This window comes from Peribacillus sp. V2I11 (assembly GCF_030817135.1).
Lineage (GTDB): Bacteria > Bacillota > Bacilli > Bacillales > DSM-1321 > Peribacillus > Peribacillus simplex.
Genome location: NZ_JAUSYW010000001.1, coordinates 568,599 through 591,568, shown reverse-complemented (window position 1 = coordinate 591,568; position 22,970 = coordinate 568,599). Strand labels below are relative to the sequence as shown.

Here is a 22,970-nt window from a genome sequence, read left to right as displayed (position 1 = left end):
AGGAATGTTTAGGATCTTTTATATAAAGAAGGTGACGGTTTTAATGCTCACAGGCATGCAAATCGCTGTAATTGGTGGAGATGCGCGTCAGCTTGAAGTTGTCCGTAAACTGACGGAGCTTGATGCAAAGCTATTATTGGTAGGTTTTGAACAGCTCGACCATGCTTTTACCGGCGCGGTTAAGGAAAAAATGGAAGATTTAAATTTCATGGAATTAGATTCAGTTATTTTACCTGTCCGGGGCACGGATTCAGATGGGAAAGTAGAAACGATCTTTTCCAGTGAAGAGGTTGTTTTGACTGAAGAAATGATAAAAAATACCCCGGCACATTGCATTTTTTATGCAGGAATCAGTAACGATTACCTCGATGAGATATTCAAGAAAGTGGATCGCAAACTCGTTCTATTGTTCGAACGTGATGATGTGGCTATTTATAATTCGATTCCCACTGTTGAAGGTGCGATCATGATGGCCATTCAACATACGGATTTTACTATCCATGGATCGAATGTAGCCGTTCTCGGACTGGGAAGGGTCGGTATGAGTGTAGCCCGGTCATTCCAGGCACTTGGAGCAAAAGTAAAGGTGGGGGCAAGAAAAAGTGAAGATATTGCGAGGATCAGTGAAATGGCATTGACCCCTTTTCATTTAAATGATCTTGCTGCAGAAATGAAAAATGTTGATATATGTATCAATACGATTCCTTTTCCGATAATTACCGCAAAAGTTATAGCTAATATGCCCGTTCATACATTAATCATCGACCTTGCTTCAAAACCGGGGGGGACGGATTTTCGTTACGCTGAAAAAAGGGGAATTAAGGCGCTGTTGGCACCGAGCCTGCCGGGTATAGTTGCCCCGAAAACAGCTGGTCAGATATTAGCGAATGCACTGGGACTATTGATTCAAGACGAGTACTTGAAAAGGAAGGGGAAAATAAAATGAGTCTCAAAGGGAAACGGATTGGTTTCGGATTAACAGGATCACATTGCACATATGATGAAGTGTTTCCGGAAATAGAAAAACTTGTAAATGAAGGGGCGGAAGTCATTCCAATCGTAACATCGACAGTACAAAACACGGAAACCCGTTTTGGAAAGGGAGAGGACTGGGTCGAAAGAATAGAAAAATTGACGGGGAATCATGTCGTTGATACAATCGTCAAAGCAGAGCCATTAGGACCTAAATTGCCACTTGATTGTATGGTGATCGCTCCTTTAACAGGTAACTCAATGAGTAAAATGGCAAATGCACTTACCGATTCGCCTGTACTTATGGCTGCAAAAGCGACGATGAGAAATCACCGTCCAGTCGTGGTCGCGATTTCAACAAATGATGCACTTGGGTTAAATGGTGTCAATCTAATGAGGCTGATGGCAGCAAAAGATATTTATTTTGTTCCATATGGCCAGGATAATCCCACAGGCAAACCAAGTTCCATGGTTGCAAGGATGAGCATGATAAGGGATACGATCATATCGGCACTGGAAAGGGAACAGATTCAACCTGTCATCGTCGAAAGGTTCAAGGATGATTTAGCCTGAACAAGTTTCGTCACGGATCTAGCTTTCTAACGACTGACATATATGCATAAATTTGTAGGTTGAAGTTATAAAAAACCACTCCGCTACCAGAATATTTTGTTAAAGTGCGACCCTTTGGAATGTTAATGTGATAAAATAAATGATATTCTGAACAAGAAGTAATAAATCCAACAAATAACTAATTTAAGAGATAGAAAAGGAGTATGTATAAATGACTGAGACACAGGGATTGCGTATTGCAGTTGTGGGAGCAACTGGAGCAGTAGGACAACAAATGATTTCAACACTCGAACAAAGGGACTTACCGATTAAGAAAATCATCTTTTTATCATCGGCTCGTTCCGCAGGAATCAAACTTACGTTTAAGGGCGAAGAAATCGAAGTGCAGGAAGCAAAACCTGAAAGCTTTGAAGGCATCGATATCGCTTTATTCAGTGCTGGAGGAAGCGTGTCTAAGGAATTGGCTCCAGAAGCAGTGAAACGCGGTGCGATAGTAGTGGATAATACGAGCGCTTTCCGCATGGACGAAAATGTGCCGCTAGTCGTTCCTGAAGTAAATGAAGAAGACTTGAAACAGCATAATGGGATCATTGCAAACCCGAATTGTTCAACTATCCAAATGGTTGTGGCATTAGAGCCTATCCGCCAGACATATGGCTTATCAAAAATTGTTGTTTCTACCTACCAGGCTGTTTCTGGTGCAGGTGCTGCAGCGATAAATGAATTAAAGGAACAAGCTCGCGACTTGCTTGATGAAAAAGAAATAGAACCGAAGATTTTACCGGTAAAAGGGGACGAAAAGCATTATCAAATCGCATTTAACGTCATTCCCCAAATCGATAAATTCCAAGATAACGGGTACACATTCGAAGAGATGAAAATGATTAATGAAACAAAGAAAATCATGCATATGCAAGACCTTCCAGTAGCTGCAACTTGCGTAAGGCTTCCTGTTGTAACAGGTCATTCGGAATCTGTATACATTGAAGTTGAAAAAGAAGGCATAGCGGCTTCTGAAATCAAAGATCTAATGAGAACGGCACCTGGAATTGTGTTAGAAGACGAACCGGAACGACAAGTTTACCCAACTCCTGCTTCATCCGTCGGCAAGAATGATGTATTCGTCGGTCGAATTCGCAAAGATTTGGATGAAGATAAAGGCTTCCATTTATGGGTGGTTTCCGATAATCTATTAAAAGGAGCAGCTTGGAATTCCGTTCAAATTGCTGAAAGCCTTTTGAAATTAGGTTTGGTTACCGTTAAGTAATAATTTATTCTAATGAACTCGACAGAAAAAATTAATTTCCAGTAGGATAGAGAGTTTTTGTCAGCTTCCCGGATCGGGAAGCTGGCTTATATTTGGGGTGCATATTATGAAAATTATTGTCCAGAAATACGGAGGGACATCCGTTCGGGATGAGGCAAGCCGTTCATTTGCCAAGGGACATATTGAAAATGCGATTAAAGAAGGCTATAAAGTGGTGGTTGTGGTTTCAGCAATGGGAAGAAAAGGCGATCCTTATGCAACGGATACCTTACTTTCCCTAGTAAATGGAGCGAAAGCCAGCCTTTCAAAACGAGAACAGGATTTACTTATGTCAGTAGGAGAAACGATATCATCTGTCGTATTTACAAACATGCTCTTGGAAAATGGTATTGATGCGGTCGCTTATACTGGAGCTCAAGCGGGATTCTTGACGAATACCGACTATTCAAGTGCGAAAATAATCGAAATGAAATGCGATCGTCTCATGAAAGAACTTGAAGTGAAGGATGTCGTCGTTGTAGCAGGTTTCCAGGGAGCTGCTAAAAACGGGGACATCACGACCATTGGCCGTGGTGGAAGTGACACTTCAGCTGCTGCATTGGGTGCGGCATTGCAAGCTGAACGGGTCGATATTTTTACGGATGTGGAAGGAATCATGACGGCAGATCCACGTATTGCCGATCAAGCTCGTCCATTATCAATCGTTTCATATACGGAAGTTTGCAACATGGCTTATCAAGGGGCGAAGGTCATTCACCCGAGAGCCGTTGAAATTGCGATGCAGGCAAAAGTCCCGATTCGGATAAGGTCAACATACAGCGAAGGTTTGGGGACACTTGTTACAAGCGTGAACAAGGGAAGCCAGGGTAGTGACATACGTGAAAGGCTCGTAACCGGGATTGCTCATGTTCCAAAAATCACTCAAATCAAGGTCCGTGCGAAAAAAGATCAATATAATCTACAGGCAGAAGTTTTTAAAGCAATGGCCAATGCCTCCATTTCAGTGGATTTTATAAATATATATCCAAATGGCGTAGTTTATACCGTTTCGGAAGAGATGACAGAACTTGCCCTCTCGATTTTGGCCGAGCTTGGTCATGAACCGGTCATTGAGCGGAATTGTGCCAAGGTTTCAGTAGTTGGTGCAGGCATCAACGGAGTGCCGGGCGTTGCAGCGAAGATTGTCACCGCGCTTTCAGAAAAGGAAATTGCCATTCTCCAGTCAGCGGACAGCCATACGACGATTTGGGTACTCGTAAAAGAAGAAGATTTAATAGAAGCTGTTAATTCCCTGCACTATGCATTTCAATTGCATGAAAGTGAAGTACATTAATCATAGGGTTTTTAATAACTAAAGGTTTTAAAATTTAAAGAGGTGTTAGATGATGATATTTGGTAGAGTATCAACCGCAATGGTCACCCCTTTCGATAGCAAGGGAAATGTTGATTTTCAAAAGACGACTTCATTGGTTAATTACTTATTAACGAATGGAACCGATTCGCTTGTGATTTCGGGAACGACAGGTGAATCCCCGACTTTATCTTCGGAGGAGAAAATCGCGTTATTGCGTCATGTTTCTAAGGTTGTTGAAAAACGTGTACCCATCATCATGGGTACAGGAAGCAACAATACGTATGCTTCCATCGAGTTGACAAAAAAAGCGGAACAAAATGGCGCCGATGCGATAATGCTGGTGGCCCCGTATTATAGTAAAACGAATCAAGAAGGTCTGTATCAGCATTTTAAGGCTATTGCAGCTAGTACGACTCTCCCTGTTATGGTATATAATATCCCTGGGCGCGCTTCGGTTAACATTGAACCGGAAACGATCATCCGCCTTTCAAAAATTCCTAATATCGTAGCCGTTAAGGAAGCGAGCGGGGATTTAAACGCTATGACCCAAATCATAGCCGGCACGGATGAAGATTTTGCATTATATAGTGGGGACGACGCTTTAACACTCCCAGTATTGGCGATTGGTGGTGTGGGTGTAGTTTCGGTTGCTTCACATATTGCTGGTAATGAGTTGCAGAAAATAGTGGAGGCCTTCATCAGTGGGAATTTGAAAGAGGCAGCCCGCCTGCATCAGGAACTGTTACCGCTTATAAAAGGTTTGTTTGCGGCGCCAAGCCCTGCACCTGTCAAAACAGCGCTTCAGTTATATGGAATTGACGTTGGATCGGTGAGACTTCCAATCGTGCCATTGACAGAGCAGGAGCGCCTTGCATTAACCAAGGTATTAAAAAAATAAAAAGACACGGAACAAGCTGATCGTTGAAGATTGGCTTGTTTTTACATAATGATGTATATGAATGGGATATACTTTCCGATTTCGGGATGAAAATATTTGAATTTTTTTATGATCAATCGAAACTGGATAAAAGTACAAAGGATATCTTACATAATAGGTTGTTTTTTTGAATTAAATGAAAAAGTCCCTCTGAAAATGGTAAGTGTTGTCATGTTTTTTGAACATCGGTTATAATGAATTCATTGGGAAATTATGAACGGGATTTTTTAAGGAGGATATTCGATTGGGTAGAGATAAAAATAATGGAATAAAAGTGATTTCTCTTGGAGGACAAGGGGAACTTGGTAAAAATATGTACGTCGTCGAGGTGAACGAGGACATCTATCTTCTTGATGCAGGGTTAATGCTGCCAGAAGACGGAATGCTCGGAATCGATGCGGTTATCCCTGATATTTCTTATTTGATGGATAATAAGGAGCGGGTGCAGGGGATATTCATTACTCATGGTCATGAAGACCATATGGGGGCGCTTGCTTATGTCTTGAAATATTTACCAGTACCTGTTTATGGAACAAAGCTTACACTTGCTTTAATCAAAACGAAATTAAAGGAAGATGGCTTTAACGGCAGGGCAACATTCACTGAAATCGATTCGGATTCTCTTTTAAGTTTCCCTCAAGCAGCCGTGTCTTTTTTCCGGACTAACCATAGTATTCCCGATTCCGTCGGAGTAGTGATCCACACTCGTGAAGGTGCAATCGTTTATACAGGGGATTTCAAATTCGACCAAGCAGCAACAGATCTATATAAACCGGAAATCAGTAAAATGGCCAGTATCGGTGAAGAAGGTGTCCTATGCTTGCTTTCGGATAGTACTGGTGCCGAGAGGCCAGGGTATACGACATCAGAAGCAGTTGTGGCCAAAGATATTACAGAGGCTTTTCATGCAGCCTCCGGAAGGATCATCGTTGCGTGCTTCGCTTCGAACATCAACCGGATTCAGCATGTTTTCAATGCAGCGGCAGCAAGTCGCAGAAAAGTGGCAGTAGTAGGAAAAAGCCTGCAACGCGTTTATGAAACAGCCTTGAACCTTGGCTACTTAAAGGTAGAAGAAGAGCTGATAATCCCAGTTAATGAAATTAGTCAGTATGACGACCGTGAAATCGTCGTGTTATCGACAGGTCATCAGGGGGAGCCTATTGCGGCACTTCAAAAGATGGCAAAACAGACCCACAAGCAGGTAACGATCAAAAAGGGAGACACAGTTTTGATCAGTGCATCACCCCTACAAGGCGGCGAACTTATTTTATCCAAAACCGTCGATTTGCTATACAGGGTAGGTGCGGAAGTGGTATCTGCAAATAAATATAAAGTGCACGTAACGGGGCATGGCAGCCAGGAAGAACTTAAAATGATGATCAATTTGATGAATCCTAAATTCTTCATCCCTGTACATGGGGAATACCGCCATTTATATGCCCATCAAAAAGTTGGGATAGCCGCGGGGATTAAACGAGAAAACATCATAATTGCCGAAAAAGGTGATGTCATTGAACTAAAGGGCAATAAAATGGGTCTATCCGGAAAAGTTTCTGCAGGAAATATCTTGATAGATGGCAGCGGTGTTGGAGATGTGGGTAATATCGTTCTTCGTGATCGGCGCTTGTTATCCCAGGATGGTATTTTGATTGTAGTGGTCACGTTGAACCGTCAGGATAAAAGCATTGCAGCAGGCCCTGAAATCATTTCAAGGGGCTTCGTATATGTTCGCGAATCAGAAAAAATGATTGGGGAAGCAACTGAAATAGTAAGTGAAATCGTAAAGAAAAATGGGTCGCGCCAGCCTTTTGATTGGTCCACACTGAAGCAGGAAATGCGTGATGCGTTAAACCAATTCTTCTATGAAAAAACGAAACGCCGCCCAATGATTTTACCGATTATCATGGAATATTAAGTAAGGAACCCCTGATTTGAACAGTCAGGGTTTTTTTTTTCTGTGTCAAACCTCTTCTCTTTTATCTTGAAGAATGAAGTCCGAGACTCGAGACATAATAAACCTATAGGCTTAAGAGAAAGGGGTTGGCATAGTGGATAATGCACCATTACCAAATGAAAATGAAGGCAAGCAGGAAGGTAAGAATTCAACTTTAATCGAAAAAATCCAGCAGCTGGGGGCTACTAATGTTCCGCAACTATCTCAGGACTCAAAAATCCATTGTTTGACGATCATTGGACAAATTGAAGGACATATGCAGCTGCCGCCTCAAAATAAAACGACCAAATATGAACATGTTATTCCACAAATTGTGGCAATTGAACAAAATCCCAATATAGAGGGGCTGCTTGTCATTTTAAATACAGTGGGAGGAGATGTCGAAGCGGGACTAGCCATCGCAGAAATGCTGGCTTCCCTTTCAAAGCCATCCGTCTCGATTGTACTTGGCGGGGGGCATTCGATCGGTGTGCCGATTGCGGTTTCGTGTGACCATAGCTTTATAGCAGAAACAGCAACGATGACGATTCATCCCATTCGTTTGACAGGGCTAGTCATTGGCGTGCCTCAAACCTTTGAATACTTGGATAAAATGCAGGAAAGAGTCATTAAATTTGTTACGAGGCACTCTAACGTTACGGAAGAAAGTTTTAAGGATTTAATGTTTGCTAAAGGAAATTTAACCCGTGATATCGGCACGAATGTAATCGGGGCCGAGGCAGTTGAAATCGGTATGATCGATGATGTAGGAGGAGTAGGCCAGGCCATGAGAAAACTAAATAGCTTCATGGAAGAAAGAAGGCCCAAAATTGCCGGGGAAGAGGAGGGGCTTTTGCAATGACGCTTTATACGATCGTTCCTGAAGAAATAATTTTCCCTCATCACCATGAGAAGACGGCGAATTTAATAGAAATGATTTATAATGGTGTACATGTGATGGTTGAACATGACGGTGGCCGCACGTTTCGCATTGATCGAATTGTAAGCACGGATCCTGAAGATTATATGAATGTACACATTCAGCCGGGGGCTGTCATAAATGTGTTCGAACAGATGAATCCTTAGTAAAAACGACCAAACTGAGGTAAATTATGATATACTGGAATGAAAATCAGCAGCCGCTTGGCTGCTTTATTTATTATATGGGGAAATTGTCCGCATTAAGAGTAAATGGTATATATATCAAGGACAGGGACATATTTATTTGGTATAATCAGTGAGCGAACGTTTGTTTTGTGAAGGGAAATCATGTAATGATGTTGAATTAGGAAAGTTAGAATAGTTTCATGAAGAATCAGGTGATATTATGGCAAAGAAGAAACGCAGAAAAAAGAATAGTACAGAGAAGTTAAAACTAACGCTTAAATATGAATTGATTGGCCTCACTTTAATAGGTCTGGCCATCATTGCCATTGCCAAGCTTGGAGCAGTGGGTAATGGGACGGTCTTTTTAATCCGCTTCTTCATGGGGGAATGGTATATCCTCTTTTTATTGGGGGCAATTGCAGCTGGGTTCTATTTGATGATAAAGAGAGAGGTCCCTTACCTGTTAAAACGGCAATTCGTCGGGATGTACTTCCTTGTCGCGAGCATGCTCCTACTAAGTCATGTGACGCTTTTTAACATGCTTGCAGATGGAGGACCGTTTACGAAGCCCAGCGTCATTTCTAATACATGGGAACTATTCTGGATGGAAGTGACCGGCAAGGCCAGCACAAAGGACCTTGGGGGCGGTATGATTGGCGCGATCTTATTTGCAGCCTCATACTTTTTATTCGACGAAGCTGGTTCGAAAATCGTTTCATTCCTTTTTATCATTGTAGGTGCCGTCCTATTGACCGGGAAAACTTTAGGTGAAACCCTCGGGAAGTTTTTCAGGGGTCTTGGCGGCTTTTTCAAAAAGCAATGGTCCGCATTCAGAGATGATATGAAAACGTGGAATGAAGACAAAAAAGAAAAGAAAAAGAATCCCGTGAAAAAGAAGAAACGGGAAAAAGATCCCGATGAAGAAACGGATCAGCCCCTTCATCAAGAAGAGGAAACTCAGCAAATGGCGACGGAACGGATCATTTCCAGCTTTGCTGATAAAGCCTATATCGACGAAAATGAAATAATTCCGGTTGTTACGGAACCTGCAGCTGAAAGTACAGAGGACCATGATGATGCCGTTCCACCTATGAATTTTACGGAAGTGGAGAATAAAGAATATCTTTTACCGCCTCTTTCATTATTATTGCAGCCCAAAAAAACGGACCAAAGCGGAGAGTACCAATTGATCCATGAAAATGCGGCAAAACTTGAGCGCACCTTTCATAGCTTCGGAGTGAAAGCGAGGGTCACGCAAGTGCATTTAGGCCCAGCCGTAACCAAATATGAAGTTCATCCGGATGTAGGGGTGAAGGTAAGTAAAATTGTCAGCCTATCCGATGACTTGGCCCTTGCACTGGCCGCAAAGGATATTAGGATCGAAGCTCCGATTCCCGGAAAATCGGCTATCGGAATAGAAGTGCCTAACTCCGAAGTGGCAATGGTGTCATTAAGGGAAGTTTTGGAGGCCAAAGAAGTTGACAAGCCTGACGCAAAACTGCAAATAGGCTTAGGGCGGAATATTTCTGGTGAAGCGGTTAAAGCGGAGCTCAATAAAATGCCGCATTTACTAGTGGCTGGTGCTACTGGCAGCGGGAAATCCGTTTGTATCAACGGGATTATCACGAGTATTCTGATGCGGGCAAAACCGCATGAAGTGAAAATGATGATGATCGATCCAAAAATGGTGGAGCTGAATGTCTATAATGGAATTCCCCACTTACTCGCACCTGTAGTGACAAATCCAAAGAAAGCTGCACAGGCTTTACAAAAAGTGGTCAGTGAAATGGAAAGGCGCTACGAGCTATTTTCCCATTCCGGTACACGTAATATTGAAGGCTACAACGATTATATTAACCGGCATAACATAGAAGAAGATGCAAAACAACCGCTCTTGCCTTATATAGTAGTCATTGTCGATGAGCTGGCGGATTTGATGATGGTCGCCTCAAATGATGTAGAGGATGCCATCACACGTCTTGCACAAATGGCACGTGCCGCTGGCATCCATTTGATAATTGCCACTCAGCGGCCATCCGTAGATGTAATTACAGGGGTCATTAAAGCGAACATCCCATCTCGGATTGCTTTTAGTGTCTCTTCAATGACCGATTCGAGAACGATCCTCGACATGGGCGGAGCCGAAAAACTGTTAGGCCGGGGTGACATGCTCTTCCTGCCTGCTGGAGCTTCAAAACCGGTTCGCGTCCAAGGGGCCTTTTTATCCGACAATGAAGTCGAGGAAGTTGTCACATATGTCATTTCACAGCAAAAAGCACAATATAACGAAGAAATGATACCGGATGAAATTGCAGAAACTTCAAATGGTGAAGTCGAAGATAGTTTATACGGGGATGCGGTGTCCTTGATCGTAGAAATGCAGACTGCATCTGTTTCCATGCTGCAGCGACGTTTCCGGATTGGCTATACCCGGGCAGCAAGATTGATTGATGAAATGGAAGCGAGGGGAATTGTCGGTCCATATGAAGGCAGTAAACCACGAAATGTATTGGTTACTAAAGATGAACAGGATGAAGCGCATTCATCATAGGTAAAAAAAACCGGGCTGCAGCCCGGTTTTTTAATTATTCATCGCCTCGTCTAAATGTTTAAGGCAGAAGTCGGTAATCATCGCTTCTTCATCTTCTTCTAAATCGAATTCGAGTGCGGCTTCGTTCCCTTTTTCAAAAATATCATATTTAATCAATTTGCCTATTTGTTCTTCCACGGCAAAAAGCACGCGGATATATAAACCATTTTCTGAAAAGAGCTCATCCTCTTCAGGCACTTCAATATCCAAGAACAACTCGTAACGTTCCCCGGACAAAATACCAAATGGATCATTCAATTTTTCGATCGAGTATTCTGTAATCTTTAACATCTTGTGTACATCCCTTCAAAGAAGATAAATCCTATTATACAGGAAAATAGTATCTTGAACATAGCTGCATTCATTTTGCATTTTCAAATAAAATTTATCTGATTTAGGAGAATAATCGTACAAATTCCGCGGCCTTCTCTAGATTGAAAGACACAGGGAAGGGTAATTTCTCCTAAATTCTTTTATAGTAAATAGTAAAACACTATTTATTTATATCAAAAAAAATGTTATATTATTTTCGATTAGTAGGAATGATTCAACATCAGAGGTCTGATGTCTTAAGAAATTACTGGGGGAAACTGTATGTCAATAAAATCAGATAGTCGACATTTATATTTGCAGGTCATTGATTACCTGAAGCAGGATATTGAAGCTGGAGTCTATCAGGAAAATGAAAAATTCCCTTCAGAATTCGATCTTGCAAAAAAGTTGGGAGTGAGTAGGGCGACACTTCGAGAAGCGCTGCGAATTTTAGAAGAAGAAAACATCATCATTCGCCGCCATGGGGTTGGGACTTTCGTCAATCCGAAACCTCGATTCACTTCAGGTATCGAGCAATTAAAAAGTGTCACGAACATGATTGAAGAGGCAGGAATGAAGCCGGGTACGATTTTCTTAAGCTCGACGGCCCTAGAACCTACAGAAGAGGATATACGCAGGTTTTCTTGTTCAACAGATGAACGCATCGTCATCATCGAACGTGTAAGGACAGCGAATGGGGAGCCAGTTGTCTACTGTATTGACAAAATTCCTGAATCTATACTATCAGAAAATTTTGACCGTAATGATGAGTCTCTTTTTGATATTTTGGAAAGAGATGCACATCGGAAAATTACGCATGCCGTAGCAGAGATTGAGCCTATTGGATATCATGAGAAAGTTTCTCCTATCCTTAAATGCTCGCCAGAAGCCGCACTACTCGTTTTAAAGCAGATGCATCTGGATGATTGGGACCAGCCTATCCTGTATTCTGTTAACTACTTTAAAGCCAATATGTTCAGCTTTCATGTTCTTCGTAAACGTGTGTAGGCCTTAGCTCTTCATACGGGTGAATGCAAGCGTTTGTTTCGATTCCGTAAAAGTCGATCAAACGTATGCAAAAAAAATTAACGAGAAGTGAAAACGCAAACATAAATGACTTTTCAGAACATTCCTGCTCAAAAAACAATGTATATTAGGGGGATGAAAATTGAAAAAGCGCAAATTAGGTCTAGCTCTTTCACTTGTTCTTGCAGCCGGTACGCTATTGGGGGCATGTGGTAATTCAGAGAATGATGATAAAGAATCCTCAAATGGGAAAGACAAAGATAACTTCACTGTATCGATGGTTACCGATATTGGCGGTATCGATGACAAATCCTTCAACCAATCTGCTTGGGAAGGTCTTCAAGCTTTTGGTAAAGACAATGGATTGGAAAAAGGTAAAGACGGCTATAATTACATTCAGTCAAAATCAGATTCTGAGTATACGACGAACCTAAATACACTTGTTAAAGAAAATTATAATATTATCTATGCGATTGGGTACGCATTAGCGGAATCGGTTGATGAGGTGGCAACACAGCGTCCTAAATCTCAATTTGCAATCGTTGACAGCGTTGTTAAACAAGATAATGTTGCAAGCATCGTTTTTAAAGAGCAACAAGGATCATTCCTAGTGGGCGTTATTGCTGGTTTACAGACTAAATCGGATAAAGTAGGTTTCATCGGCGGTGTGGATTCCGAACTAATCAAGAAGTTTGAAGTAGGCTTTAAGGCTGGTGTCCTATCAGTAAATCCGGATGCGAAAATTACAGCGCAATATGCAGGGTCATTTGGAGATGCAGCAAAAGGACAGCAAATCGCAAATAACATGTATTCTTCTGGAATTGATATCATTTACCAAGCAGCTGGCGGAACAGGAAACGGTGTATTCACTTCTGCTAAAGAATTGAAGAAAAAAGAACCTAAAAAAGACATTTGGGTTATCGGGGTAGACCGTGACCAAAAAGAAGAAGGCGCATTGAAAGTTGATGGCAAGGATTATAATGTTACTTTGACTTCAATGGTAAAACGTGTAGATGTTGCAGTTCAGGATTTAGCGAAAAAGACAAAAGAGGGTAAATTTCCTGGTGGAGAAACGATTGAATACGGTCTTGAAGAAAACGGGATCATGATTTCGGAATCTCAAGAAAATGTAACCGAAGAATCATTAAAAGCGGTTAATGAATACGTGGAAAAAATTAAATCTGGCGAACAAAAAACTCCTGGTACTGAAAAAGAATTAAAGGAATTAGGATTTAAATAATTCAGTCAGAAATGAAAAGGAATAAGAAGGCCTGTTGAAGGCCTTCGAATCCTTTTTCTTATGGATGAAAAACCGAATGAAAGACTATGACAATTTTTGTAGTTTTTCATTTGGTTTTTTATGAAAAAAACCAAATGAAAACTATTAGGAATCTATCAATATCTCCTAGTTAGGTATCAGAATCCTCATTTCTATAGGAGTTGATTATACGTGGAACATGTAATTGAGATGCTTAATATCCGTAAAGAATTTCCTGGTATTATTGCAAATGATAATATAACCCTTCAGGTGAAAAAAGGGGAAATTCACGCATTGCTAGGCGAAAATGGAGCTGGAAAATCCACGCTAATGAATGTACTATTCGGATTATATCAGCCAGAGCAGGGAGAAATCCGTGTGAATGAGCAGGTTGTTCAGATTACAAGTCCGAGTGTTGCCAATGACCTCGGAATTGGAATGGTGCATCAGCATTTTATGCTGGTAGATCCATTTACAGTTACTGAAAATATAATTCTTGGAAAAGAACCATCAAAATATGGAAAGGTTAATGTAAAGGAAGCGAGTGAAGAGGTAAGGGAACTTTCAGAACGGTACCATTTAAGTGTGGATCCAGATGCGAAAATTGCTGATATTTCCGTTGGGATGCAGCAAAGGGTGGAAATCTTGAAAACCTTGTACCGAGGTGCGGAAATTCTGATTTTTGATGAACCTACTGCTGTATTGACACCTCAGGAAATAAAAGAATTGATCACGATCATGAAAGCCCTTATTAAGGAAGGAAAATCCATTATCCTGATTACCCATAAGTTAAAGGAAATTATGGAAGTTTGCGATAGAGTCACGGTTATTCGAAAAGGCAAGGGCATTGGGACAGTGAATGTAAAAGAAACAAATCCTGATGAACTAGCCAGTTTAATGGTTGGAAGGGATGTCGTTTTTAAAACCGATAAATCCATAGCGAATCCTCAAGAAGTCGTTTTAGAAGTGAAGAATCTGGAAGTGAAAGATTCCCGTGGTGTATCTGCTGTTCATAACCTTGACCTTTCTGTACGTGCTGGTGAAATAATCGGCATTGCCGGAGTGGATGGCAACGGACAGTCCGAACTTATCGAGGCTCTTACAGGATTGAAGAAAGTGACCACTGGAACTATATCATTGAACGGAAAACAGATACAGAATATGAAACCTCGTAAAATCACTGAGGCTGGAGTAGGGCATATTCCTGAAGATCGTCATAAACATGGGCTTGTCCTGGACTTTAGTATTGGTGAAAACATCGTACTGCAAACTTATTATCAAGAGCCTTTTTCATCAGGCGGCATTTTGCACGCTAAGAAAATCTTTGATAAGGCTCGTACGATCATTAAAGAATATGATGTTAGGACACCTGATGAATATACACCTGCCCGGGCACTATCAGGAGGAAATCAGCAAAAAGCAATTATTGGTCGAGAAGTGGATAGAAACCCTGATTTATTGATTGCGGCACAGCCTACACGTGGGTTGGATGTCGGTGCTATCGAGTTTATCCACCGTCGGTTGATTGAACAGCGTGACGCTGGTAAAGCCGTTCTTCTCATCTCTTTTGAACTAGATGAAATTATGAATGTCAGTGATCGAATCGCTGTCATTTATGAAGGAGAAATCGTTGCGATTGTCGATCCTAAAGAAACGACAGAACAGGAATTGGGATTATTAATGGCTGGAAGTAAGCGTCCGGAAGCAGGTGAAAGAGAACATGTCTAAATATTTTAATAAATTAACGAGTCCATTATTTGCTGTCATCCTTGGATTGCTTGCTGGGGCAGTTATCATGTTGGTGAGTGGATATAACCCAGTTGAAGGATATGGGGCAATGTTGGCTGGAATCGTTGGCGATTCCTATTATGCAGGCGAAACTTTACGAACAATCATACCGTATATTCTTGCTGGTTTAGCCGTTGCCTTCGCGTTTAGAACAGGTTTGTTCAATATTGGAGTTGAAGGTCAATTAATAGTTGGCTGGCTTGCAGCAGTTTGGGTTGGGGTCGCTTTTGATTTCCCGAAAATCATCCACTTACCATTAGCAATACTTGCAGGAGCTATAGCTGGATCGCTTTGGGCCTTTATTCCAGGGTATTTGAAGGCTAAATTCCGCGTGCATGAAGTAATTGTATCCATCATGCTAAATTACACGGCTTTGTATGTAACCAATTACTTAATACAAAACGTTATTTCCGATAATCAGGACAAAACGGAACGGATTGCTGAAACTGCATCCCTTCGCTCGCCATTTTTTGAGAGTTTAACAGATTTCTCCCGACTTCATTGGGGAATCTTTATAGCGATTATCTGTGTATTCATTATGTGGTTCATCTTGGAAAAGACAAAGACCGGTTTCGAGTTGAAAGCTGTTGGATTTAATCAGCAGGCTTCCGAGTATTCCGGAATGAGCGTAAACAAAAATATCATTCTATCCATGGTCATTTCAGGTGCATTTGCAGGTTTGGCTGGAGCAATGGAAGGTCTGGGGACTTTTGGTTATGCAGCCATAAAAGGTGGATTTACGGGAATCGGGTTTGATGGGATAGCCGTTGCCTTATTAGGAGCCAACTCAGCAATCGGGGTTGTCCTGGCAGCTTTCTTGTTCGGTGGACTTAAAGCAGGGGCAATCAATATGCCATTACAGACAGGTATTCCAAGTGAAATTGTTGATATTGTCATTGCATTGATTATATTTTTTGTTGCATCCAGCTATTTTATCCGCTGGATTGTGCAACGCTTTAAGAAGGGGGCGAAATAAGTGGACTTTTATCAAGTGCTACAAATCATCATTCCGTCCATGATTGCTTACGCTGCCCCGCTGATTTTCACTGCGCTTGGTGGTGTATTTTCTGAACGATCTGGTATTATCAATATAGGGCTGGAAGGGCTAATGGTAATTGGAGCCTTCACAGGAATAGTTTTTAACTTAATGTATGCAGATGTATTGGGGGCCTGGACACCATGGCTTTCTGTTTTAGGCGCCATGATTGCTGCGTTGCTATTTTCAGCGCTACATGCAGTCGCGTCCATAACATTCCGCGCAGATCAAACCGTAAGCGGGGTGGCTATAAACTTATTGGCAGTTGGGCTTACCTTATTTCTTGTTAAGAAGATTTATGATAAAGGGCAAACGGATATTATCACCGAAACTTTCCCGAGGATAGATATTCCTTTGCTAAGTGATATCCCTTTTATAGGTCCAATATTGTTCTCGAACGGCTACTATATTGCTTATCTGGCAATTATTGTGGCAATTTTCGTTTGGTATATCATTTTTAAAACACCATTTGGACTTCGCCTCCGTTCTGTAGGGGAGCACCCGATGGCTGCTGATACAATGGGTGTAAATGTGACCAAGATCCGTTATCAAGCTGTCCTTCTATCAGGAGCCTTTGCGGGTATCGGGGGAGCTATCCATGCGACTTTATTTGCGAATGACTTTAGTCATACGACCATCAATGGACAAGGTTTCATGGCCATTGCCGCGATGATTTTCGGTAAATGGAACCCGCTTGGAGCAATGGGAGCTGCGTTATTCTTTGGTTTGGCACAAAGTTTAAGCATCGTCGGTTCCAGCCTTCCGTTCATAAAAGACATACCGTCCGTTTTCTTATTGATTATGCCATATATCTTGACGATCATTGCACTAACTGGTTTCATTGGACGTGCAGATGCTCCAAAAGCATCCGGACAGCCATACATCAAAGGGAAAAGATAAGTATTTAACCGGTCAGCAAATTGCGCTGGCCGGTTTTTTCCTTTGAGATTGAGCAGTAAGTGATGGTGAGCTGGTGAAAACCCAAAAAAAGTAGCTGTAACTTGCATGATTTTTCCTTTCACATGTATATTTTAAGTAGATGTTTAAAAGGGTTCCAATCTACAAACAATAAGCTAATAAAGGTGATTTATATAATGAGGAGGATTATTCATGTCTATTGCTTCCGATACAATTACGGAAAAAAGCGGCTACAAGCTTCATGTGGTCCGGACGGATAAATATAAAACGAATACTCTCGTGCTGAAGATGAAAGCCCCGTTGACAAAAGAGGACGTTACATATCGTGCATTGCTGCCCTATGTGTTACAAAGCAATACAAGTAAATATCCTACAACACCCGAGCTTCGATCTTATCTTGATGATTTATATGGAGCAGGGTTTTATGTCGATGTAGCTAAAAAAGGAGAATATCAAATCATAAGTTTTACGATCGATATCGTAAATGAAAAATTCCTTAGTGATTCAACCCCGCTTCTCGAAAAGGCTTTTGGGCTATTATCAGAGGTGATCTTTAATCCGAAGAAGAACGGCGAAGCCTTTGACTCTAAAACGGTTTCCAATGAAATCCGTTCTTTAAAACAGCGGATTCAATCCATTTCCGACGACAAAATGCGATATTCAGCTACACGCCTTGTAGAGGAAATGTGCAAAAACGAACCATATGCTTTAGAAGCGAGCGGTAATCTTCAAGACTTGGAAACGATAACTCCAGAGTCCCTTTTCGCCTATTATAAAAAAATGCTGACGGAGGATGAAATCGATTTATATGTAATCGGTGACATCGATGAATCGGAAGTGGAGGCCCTAGCTGACAAGTATGTGTCGTTGCAAGAACGAGTGCCTGTGAGACTGCCAAGGAAGACGGGCAAGGTAGTGGAGAAGGAAAAAGAAATCATTGAGAATTCGGATGTGAAACAAGGGAAATTGAATATCGGTTATCGAACCCAAGTTGCATACGGTGATCCGGATTATTATGCTCTTCAGCTATTCAATGGGATTTTTGGTGGCTTTTCACATTCGAAACTTTTCATTAATGTCAGGGAGAAAGCCAGCCTTGCTTATTATGCAGCTTCAAGGCTCGAAAGTCATAAAGGACTTTTAATGGTCATGGCCGGAATTGAAAATGCCAACTACAAGCAGGCATTGGATATCATTCATGCACAAATGAAGGAAATGAAACAAGGGAACTTTTCCGAAGAAGAACTGGCACAGACAAAGGCGGTCGTTAAGAACCAACTCCTTGAAACCATTGACGTTTCGAGAGGCCTTGTGGAAATTTTATTTCATAATGTGGTTTCCGGGCAGGATATATCACTCGACGAGTGGTTTGCAAAAACAGAGCGGGCGACAAAGGAAGAAATCATTGCAGTTGGTCAAAAGATTCAGCTTGATACGATTTATTTCTTAACGGAAGCGGAGGTGCAAGGGTAATGGAAAAAATAGCATTCACTCAATTGAAAGAAGAACTTTTCCATGAAAAAATGGATAATGGTCTCGAAGTATATATTCTTCCGAAAAGTGGGTTCAATAAATCATTTGCGACTTTCACGACGAATTATGGTTCAATCGACAACCATTTCAAACCATTGAATGAAACGGAATTCTCTAAAGTACCCGATGGGATTGCCCATTTTCTTGAACATAAGCTATTTGAAAAGGAAGATGGTGATGTTTTTCAGCAATTTTCAAAGCAGGGAGCATCTGCAAATGCCTTTACTTCTTTCACTCGTACAGCTTATTTATTTTCCAGCACGTCCGATTTCGATAGGAATCTAACTACCTTAATTGACTTTGTCCAGGATCCTTACTTTTCGGAAAAGACGGTAGAGAAGGAAAAAGGAATCATTGGGCAGGAAATCAATATGTATGATGATAATTCAGACTGGCGATTATATTTCGGGACGATAGCCAATATGTATCATCAGCATCCAGTGAAAATCGATATTGCCGGTACTGTGGAATCCATTGCAGATATTACGAAGGATATGCTTTATGAATGTTATAATACGTTTTATCATCCTAGCAACATGCTCCTTTTCGTTGTAGGACCGGTAGATGTCGAAAGTACCATGAAACTGATTCGGGATAATCAAAATAATAAAGGGTACAAGGAACAACCTGAAGTGGAACGTAAATTTGACGAAGAGCCGGAAACCGTTGCCAAGGAAAAGGAAGTCTTAAGGATGAATGTCCAGACACCAAAAGTGATGCTGGGCATCAAGGCCATCAATGTGCACCAATCCGGTTTACAGCTTTTGAAAAGGGAATTGGCGACCAATATTTATTTGGAAATGCTGTTTGGCAAGAGTTCACCTTTGCATGAGGAGCTATATGAGGAAGGGTTGATCGATCAAAGCTTCTCTTATGATTATACACAGGAACAAGGTTTTGGGTTTGCGTTAATTGGCGGGGACAGTGGCAAACCTGATGAGTTGACGGAGTCTTTATTTGGTATCCTGCAAAAATCAAAAGCTGGAACCGGCCTGAATGAAGAAAGCCTGCAAAGGACAATCAAGAAAAAAATAGGTTCTTTCCTTCGTTCCCTGAATTCGCCGGAATATATAGCGAATCAATTCACCAGATATGCATTCAATGACATGAACTTGTTCGATGTTGTATCAGTATTGGAAAAACTAACGATCGAAGATATCAGGGAGGTTGCCAAGGACTTAATATCCGATCAACGGATGACTGTCTGCCAGGTACTTCCTAAATAATATAAAGGGGGCGGGAATGTGGGGAAACGTTTTGCCCTTATTACTGGAGCCAGTGGAGGAATCGGCAGGGAAATCGCTATTAAGCTCGCCGAGGAGAATTACTCACTTTATTTACATTATAACAGCAATGAAGAAGCGATACTTGAACTGATTGAAGAACTGAAGCCTCATCAAGTCGAACTTATTCCGGTTCAAGCGGATTTGGCTGCACCGTACGGCTACAAGAAATTGGCGGAAAGTATTTTTGCCCTCCATGCAATCGTCCTTAATAGTGGCAATAGCTATTATGGGCTTATATCGGACATGGATGAGACAATCGTTAATGAAATGGTCCAGCTGCATGTAACGAGCCCTTTCCAATTAACAAAGGAACTTCTTCCAAAGCTTATGTACCAAGAACAGGCTGCCATCGTTGCGGTCACATCGATTTGGGGGCAGACAGGTGCATCTTGTGAAGTATTATATTCTATGGTCAAGGGCAGTCAAAATGCTTTTATCAAGGCGCTTAGCAAAGAAGTATCGCTTAATGGAATCCGGGTGAATGCCGTTGCCCCCGGTGCGATTTCCACTTCCATGCTCGAATCATTCAGTGCAGAAGATCTGGAGATCATCAAAGGCGATATCCCGATGGGCAGGATGGGGCATTCCAAAGAAGTTGCCGAGGCCGTATATTATTTGCTTTCCGACAAGTCGTCTTATATAACCGGGCAAATCTTAGGCGTAAATGGCGGATGGTACACATGATTTTTTTTAGACATGTATAATTTTCTCGGTTCCTTCACAAAATATCTATGTACTATTTTGAAGGAAAGGGTGACCATACATGTCTGTACTGGACAATTGGGATCAATGGAAAAATTTCTTAGGCGACAGATTAAATCAAGGTGAACAACAAGGTTTGTCAGAAAGTGCTGTTAACAACTTGGCTTTCGAAATCGGTGATTACCTGGCTAATCAGGTTGAGCCCCAGAATGATCAAGAGAAAGTGCTTGCTGATCTTTGGTCGGTCGCAAGCGATGAAGAAAAACATGCCATGGCAAATGTCATGGTCAAGTTAGTCGAGAACAATGGAACGAGGTAAAATATCAATCCAAAGGCCCTGTTATTAATTAACAGGGCCTTTTGGATTGAAGTGGATGATTATTTATCCTCTTATATAAAAATGAATATTTTTCTAGGGTTTTTCCTTTTAACTTATCACGAAATGCTATATTATAGAAGCTAGACAATTAATATTAAAGTGTTCAGACCTTGAAATTTACGATGGATAAGTTTTTTGCCCTTGAGTAGGGTAAAAGCTTTTAGGCTTAAGGAGTGTTATCGTGGATAATAAAGAATGGTATTTTGAATATGAAATTCAAGTCAACCGTCCTGGTTTATTAGGGGATATTTCATCCCTTCTGGGTATGCTTTCCATTAATATCATCACCATTAACGGGGTCGATGAAGGCAGGCGTGGTTTACTTTTGTTGGCGAAAGACAGCCGTAATATAGAAAGATTCGAGTCAATCCTCAGGACGATGGATACGATAAAGGTCATTAAGCTTAGGGAACCTAAATTGCGTGATCGCCTCGCAGTCAGGCATGGACGTTATATTCAGCGCGATGCCGATGAGAAAAACACCTTTAGGTTTGTTCGTGATGAACTAGGCTTGCTTGTCGATTTCCTGGCCGAGCTATTTAAACAGGAAGGTCATAAATTAATTGGGATACGAGGGATGCCTCGTGTCGGGAAAACTGAATCTATCGTAGCCTCGAGTGTATGTGCTAATAAGAGATGGTTGTTTGTGTCATCGACCCTTTTAAAGCAGACTATCCGCAGTCAGCTCATTGAGGATGAATATAATAATGATAATTTGTTCATTTTAGATGGAATTGTTTCCACTCGCCGTGCAAATGAGCGTCATTGGCAGTTGATCCGCGAAATAATGAGGCTTGATGCTGTCAAAGTAATCGAACATCCGGATGTTTTTGTCCAAAATACGGAGTATACCCTCGAAGACTTTGATTATATTATTGAATTGCGAAATAATCCTGAAGAAGAAATAACATATGAAGTTGTCGACCAAAAAGACCAGTTTTCAGGGTCCGATTTTGGTTCCTTTGACTTTTAAAATGGCAGGTGTTTTATTTGACTGAGTTAGGTAATCGATTAAAGGAAGCTAGGGAAGCCAAAGGTCTTGGCTTAGAAGATTTGCAGGAATTAACAAAGATTCAAAAGCGTTACCTCATTGGCATTGAAGAGGGAAATTACAGTATGATGCCTGGAAAGTTCTATGTACGGGCATTCATAAAGCAATATTGTGAAGCGGTCGGACTGGATTCAGAAGAGATTTTCGAACAATATAAGAGTGAAATACCATCGGTCTATAGCGAGGAATTGCCAGAACAGCTTTCAAGGGTACAATCCCGGAAAACTATACCCGCAGGAGATTCAAAGGTTGTAGAAATGTTACCGAAGATATTGGCTGTCGTTTTAGTAATTGGTGCGGCCGTTTTGATATGGGTACTGGTATCGAACTATATGAGTAACCCGGATAATGATGATAAAAAGAACGCTAAAGAGAATGAAGCCGTGGGCTACAATAAAAGTGATGGGTTTAACGAAGAAAAAGGGAATGCAGACCAAAAACAGAATGAAGAAAAATCAGATTCATCTGATGAGAAGAATGAAGATGATGCAGTTGTCAAAGATGAAAAGAAAGAGCAAAAACTTGCCGTCACCAGTTCCAGCGGTAAAAATAGTACGTATGAATTAAAAAATACCGATACCTTTAAATTAAAGGTGACCTCCAAAGGCTCACCATGGGTCGGCATAAAAAATGGTGAAGGTAAATTGCTTTTCCAGGGCACTATCGACAAGGACAAAAGCCAGGAAATTGATTTCACCAATGAAAAAGAAGCTGTCATCAATATAGGCAGAGCATATGAAACTGAGATTTATGTGAATGATGAGAAGCTGGAGTATTCCATTTCACCGACTGAAGTGAATACGCAATTGGTTACGATACAATTTACGAAAGCCGAATAGTCATCTTATAGATGACTATTTTTGCTCTATATAATAGTAAGGCGGCGGGAAATGGTTTACCCGGCATATAAGATTGGATTTTGAGTAAAATTATACATATAAGCATTAT

At 41.2% G+C, this 22,970-nt stretch carries 21 protein-coding genes; 20 read left to right on the top strand and 1 reads right to left on the bottom strand.

The window, feature by feature from the left end; genetic code table 11:
- Nucleotides 1–43: 43 nt before the first annotated feature.
- The 9 genes from dpaA (at nt 44) to QFZ73_RS02745 (ending at nt 10,694) form a co-directional block, all read left to right on the top strand.
- The gene (dpaA, locus tag QFZ73_RS02785) at nt 44–946 is read left to right on the top strand and encodes a dipicolinic acid synthetase subunit A (RefSeq protein WP_251428244.1); all 903 of its coding nucleotides are present in this window, start codon (nt 44–46) and stop codon (nt 944–946) included.
- A complete protein-coding gene (locus QFZ73_RS02780; RefSeq protein ID WP_034313581.1) occupies nt 943–1,545 on the top strand; it encodes a dipicolinate synthase subunit B in 603 nt (200 codons plus the stop codon). The genes dpaA and QFZ73_RS02780 overlap by 4 nt, the downstream gene beginning before the upstream one ends.
- Before the next feature lie 211 nt (nt 1,546–1,756).
- A complete protein-coding gene (gene asd, locus QFZ73_RS02775; RefSeq protein ID WP_251427977.1) occupies nt 1,757–2,812 on the top strand; it encodes an aspartate-semialdehyde dehydrogenase in 1,056 nt (351 codons plus the stop codon).
- Between the two features lie 106 nt (nt 2,813–2,918).
- On the top strand, nt 2,919–4,145 hold the full coding sequence (dapG, locus tag QFZ73_RS02770) for an aspartate kinase (RefSeq protein ID WP_307262686.1): 1,227 nt from the start codon (nt 2,919–2,921) through the stop codon (nt 4,143–4,145).
- A 49-nt stretch (nt 4,146–4,194) separates the two neighbouring features.
- Nucleotides 4,195–5,064, top strand: a complete 870-nt coding sequence (gene dapA / locus QFZ73_RS02765; protein WP_063231824.1) for a 4-hydroxy-tetrahydrodipicolinate synthase — start codon at nt 4,195–4,197, stop codon at nt 5,062–5,064.
- A 283-nt stretch (nt 5,065–5,347) separates the two neighbouring features.
- The gene (locus QFZ73_RS02760; protein ID WP_307262681.1) at nt 5,348–7,018 is read left to right on the top strand and encodes a ribonuclease J; all 1,671 of its coding nucleotides are present in this window, start codon (nt 5,348–5,350) and stop codon (nt 7,016–7,018) included.
- 133 nt (nt 7,019–7,151) lie between these two features.
- Complete coding sequence (locus tag QFZ73_RS02755; protein WP_094246577.1) at nt 7,152–7,898, top strand: ClpP family protease; 747 nt, start codon at nt 7,152–7,154, stop codon at nt 7,896–7,898.
- Nucleotides 7,895–8,122, top strand: coding sequence for a YlzJ-like family protein (locus tag QFZ73_RS02750; protein WP_063231821.1), 228 nt, complete (start codon nt 7,895–7,897; stop codon nt 8,120–8,122). Before QFZ73_RS02755 ends, QFZ73_RS02750 begins: the two co-directional genes overlap by 4 nt.
- A 241-nt stretch (nt 8,123–8,363) precedes the next feature.
- Nucleotides 8,364–10,694, top strand: coding sequence for a DNA translocase FtsK (locus QFZ73_RS02745; RefSeq protein WP_307262673.1), 2,331 nt, complete (start codon nt 8,364–8,366; stop codon nt 10,692–10,694).
- Nucleotides 10,695–10,724: 30 nt separating this feature from the next.
- On the opposite strand, the gene QFZ73_RS02740 is transcribed toward QFZ73_RS02745, so the two are convergent.
- Nucleotides 10,725–11,024, bottom strand: a complete 300-nt coding sequence (locus QFZ73_RS02740; protein ID WP_307262671.1) for a DUF6509 family protein — start codon at nt 11,022–11,024, stop codon at nt 10,725–10,727.
- A gap of 303 nt (nt 11,025–11,327) precedes the next feature.
- Here QFZ73_RS02740 and QFZ73_RS02735 point away from each other — a divergent pair, with 303 nt between their 5' ends.
- From QFZ73_RS02735 to QFZ73_RS02685, 11 genes are all read left to right on the top strand, one after another.
- Nucleotides 11,328–12,053 carry a GntR family transcriptional regulator gene (locus QFZ73_RS02735; RefSeq protein WP_283917434.1) on the top strand — a complete coding sequence of 242 codons (726 nt, stop codon included), beginning with the start codon at nt 11,328–11,330 and terminating at the stop codon, nt 12,051–12,053.
- A gap of 160 nt (nt 12,054–12,213) precedes the next feature.
- On the top strand, nt 12,214–13,311 hold the full coding sequence (locus tag QFZ73_RS02730; RefSeq protein ID WP_307262665.1) for a BMP family lipoprotein: 1,098 nt from the start codon (nt 12,214–12,216) through the stop codon (nt 13,309–13,311).
- Nucleotides 13,312–13,521: 210 nt separating this feature from the next.
- Nucleotides 13,522–15,057 (top strand): ABC transporter ATP-binding protein, encoded by a 1,536-nt coding sequence (locus tag QFZ73_RS02725; protein ID WP_307262662.1) that lies wholly within the window; start codon nt 13,522–13,524, stop codon nt 15,055–15,057.
- Nucleotides 15,050–16,093 (top strand): ABC transporter permease, encoded by a 1,044-nt coding sequence (locus tag QFZ73_RS02720; RefSeq protein ID WP_307262658.1) that lies wholly within the window; start codon nt 15,050–15,052, stop codon nt 16,091–16,093. Before QFZ73_RS02725 ends, QFZ73_RS02720 begins: the two co-directional genes overlap by 8 nt.
- Nucleotides 16,094–17,053 (top strand): ABC transporter permease, encoded by a 960-nt coding sequence (locus tag QFZ73_RS02715; protein ID WP_307262656.1) that lies wholly within the window; start codon nt 16,094–16,096, stop codon nt 17,051–17,053.
- 210 nt (nt 17,054–17,263) lie between these two features.
- Nucleotides 17,264–18,544 carry an EF-P 5-aminopentanol modification-associated protein YfmF gene (gene yfmF / locus QFZ73_RS02710; RefSeq protein WP_307262653.1) on the top strand — a complete coding sequence of 427 codons (1,281 nt, stop codon included), beginning with the start codon at nt 17,264–17,266 and terminating at the stop codon, nt 18,542–18,544.
- Nucleotides 18,544–19,830 carry an EF-P 5-aminopentanol modification-associated protein YfmH gene (gene yfmH / locus QFZ73_RS02705; protein WP_251428015.1) on the top strand — a complete coding sequence of 429 codons (1,287 nt, stop codon included), beginning with the start codon at nt 18,544–18,546 and terminating at the stop codon, nt 19,828–19,830. The genes yfmF and yfmH overlap by 1 nt, the downstream gene beginning before the upstream one ends.
- 18 nt (nt 19,831–19,848) lie before the next feature.
- Nucleotides 19,849–20,574, top strand: coding sequence for an elongation factor P 5-aminopentanone reductase (gene ymfI / locus QFZ73_RS02700; protein ID WP_307262650.1), 726 nt, complete (start codon nt 19,849–19,851; stop codon nt 20,572–20,574).
- Between the two features lie 79 nt (nt 20,575–20,653).
- Nucleotides 20,654–20,911 (top strand): DUF3243 domain-containing protein, encoded by a 258-nt coding sequence (locus QFZ73_RS02695; protein ID WP_251428021.1) that lies wholly within the window; start codon nt 20,654–20,656, stop codon nt 20,909–20,911.
- Between the two features lie 241 nt (nt 20,912–21,152).
- On the top strand, nt 21,153–21,944 hold the full coding sequence (locus QFZ73_RS02690; protein WP_034313530.1) for a DUF3388 domain-containing protein: 792 nt from the start codon (nt 21,153–21,155) through the stop codon (nt 21,942–21,944).
- 17 nt (nt 21,945–21,961) lie between these two features.
- Nucleotides 21,962–22,861 (top strand): helix-turn-helix domain-containing protein, encoded by a 900-nt coding sequence (locus tag QFZ73_RS02685; protein ID WP_251428024.1) that lies wholly within the window; start codon nt 21,962–21,964, stop codon nt 22,859–22,861.
- Nucleotides 22,862–22,970: the final 109 nt, after the last annotated feature.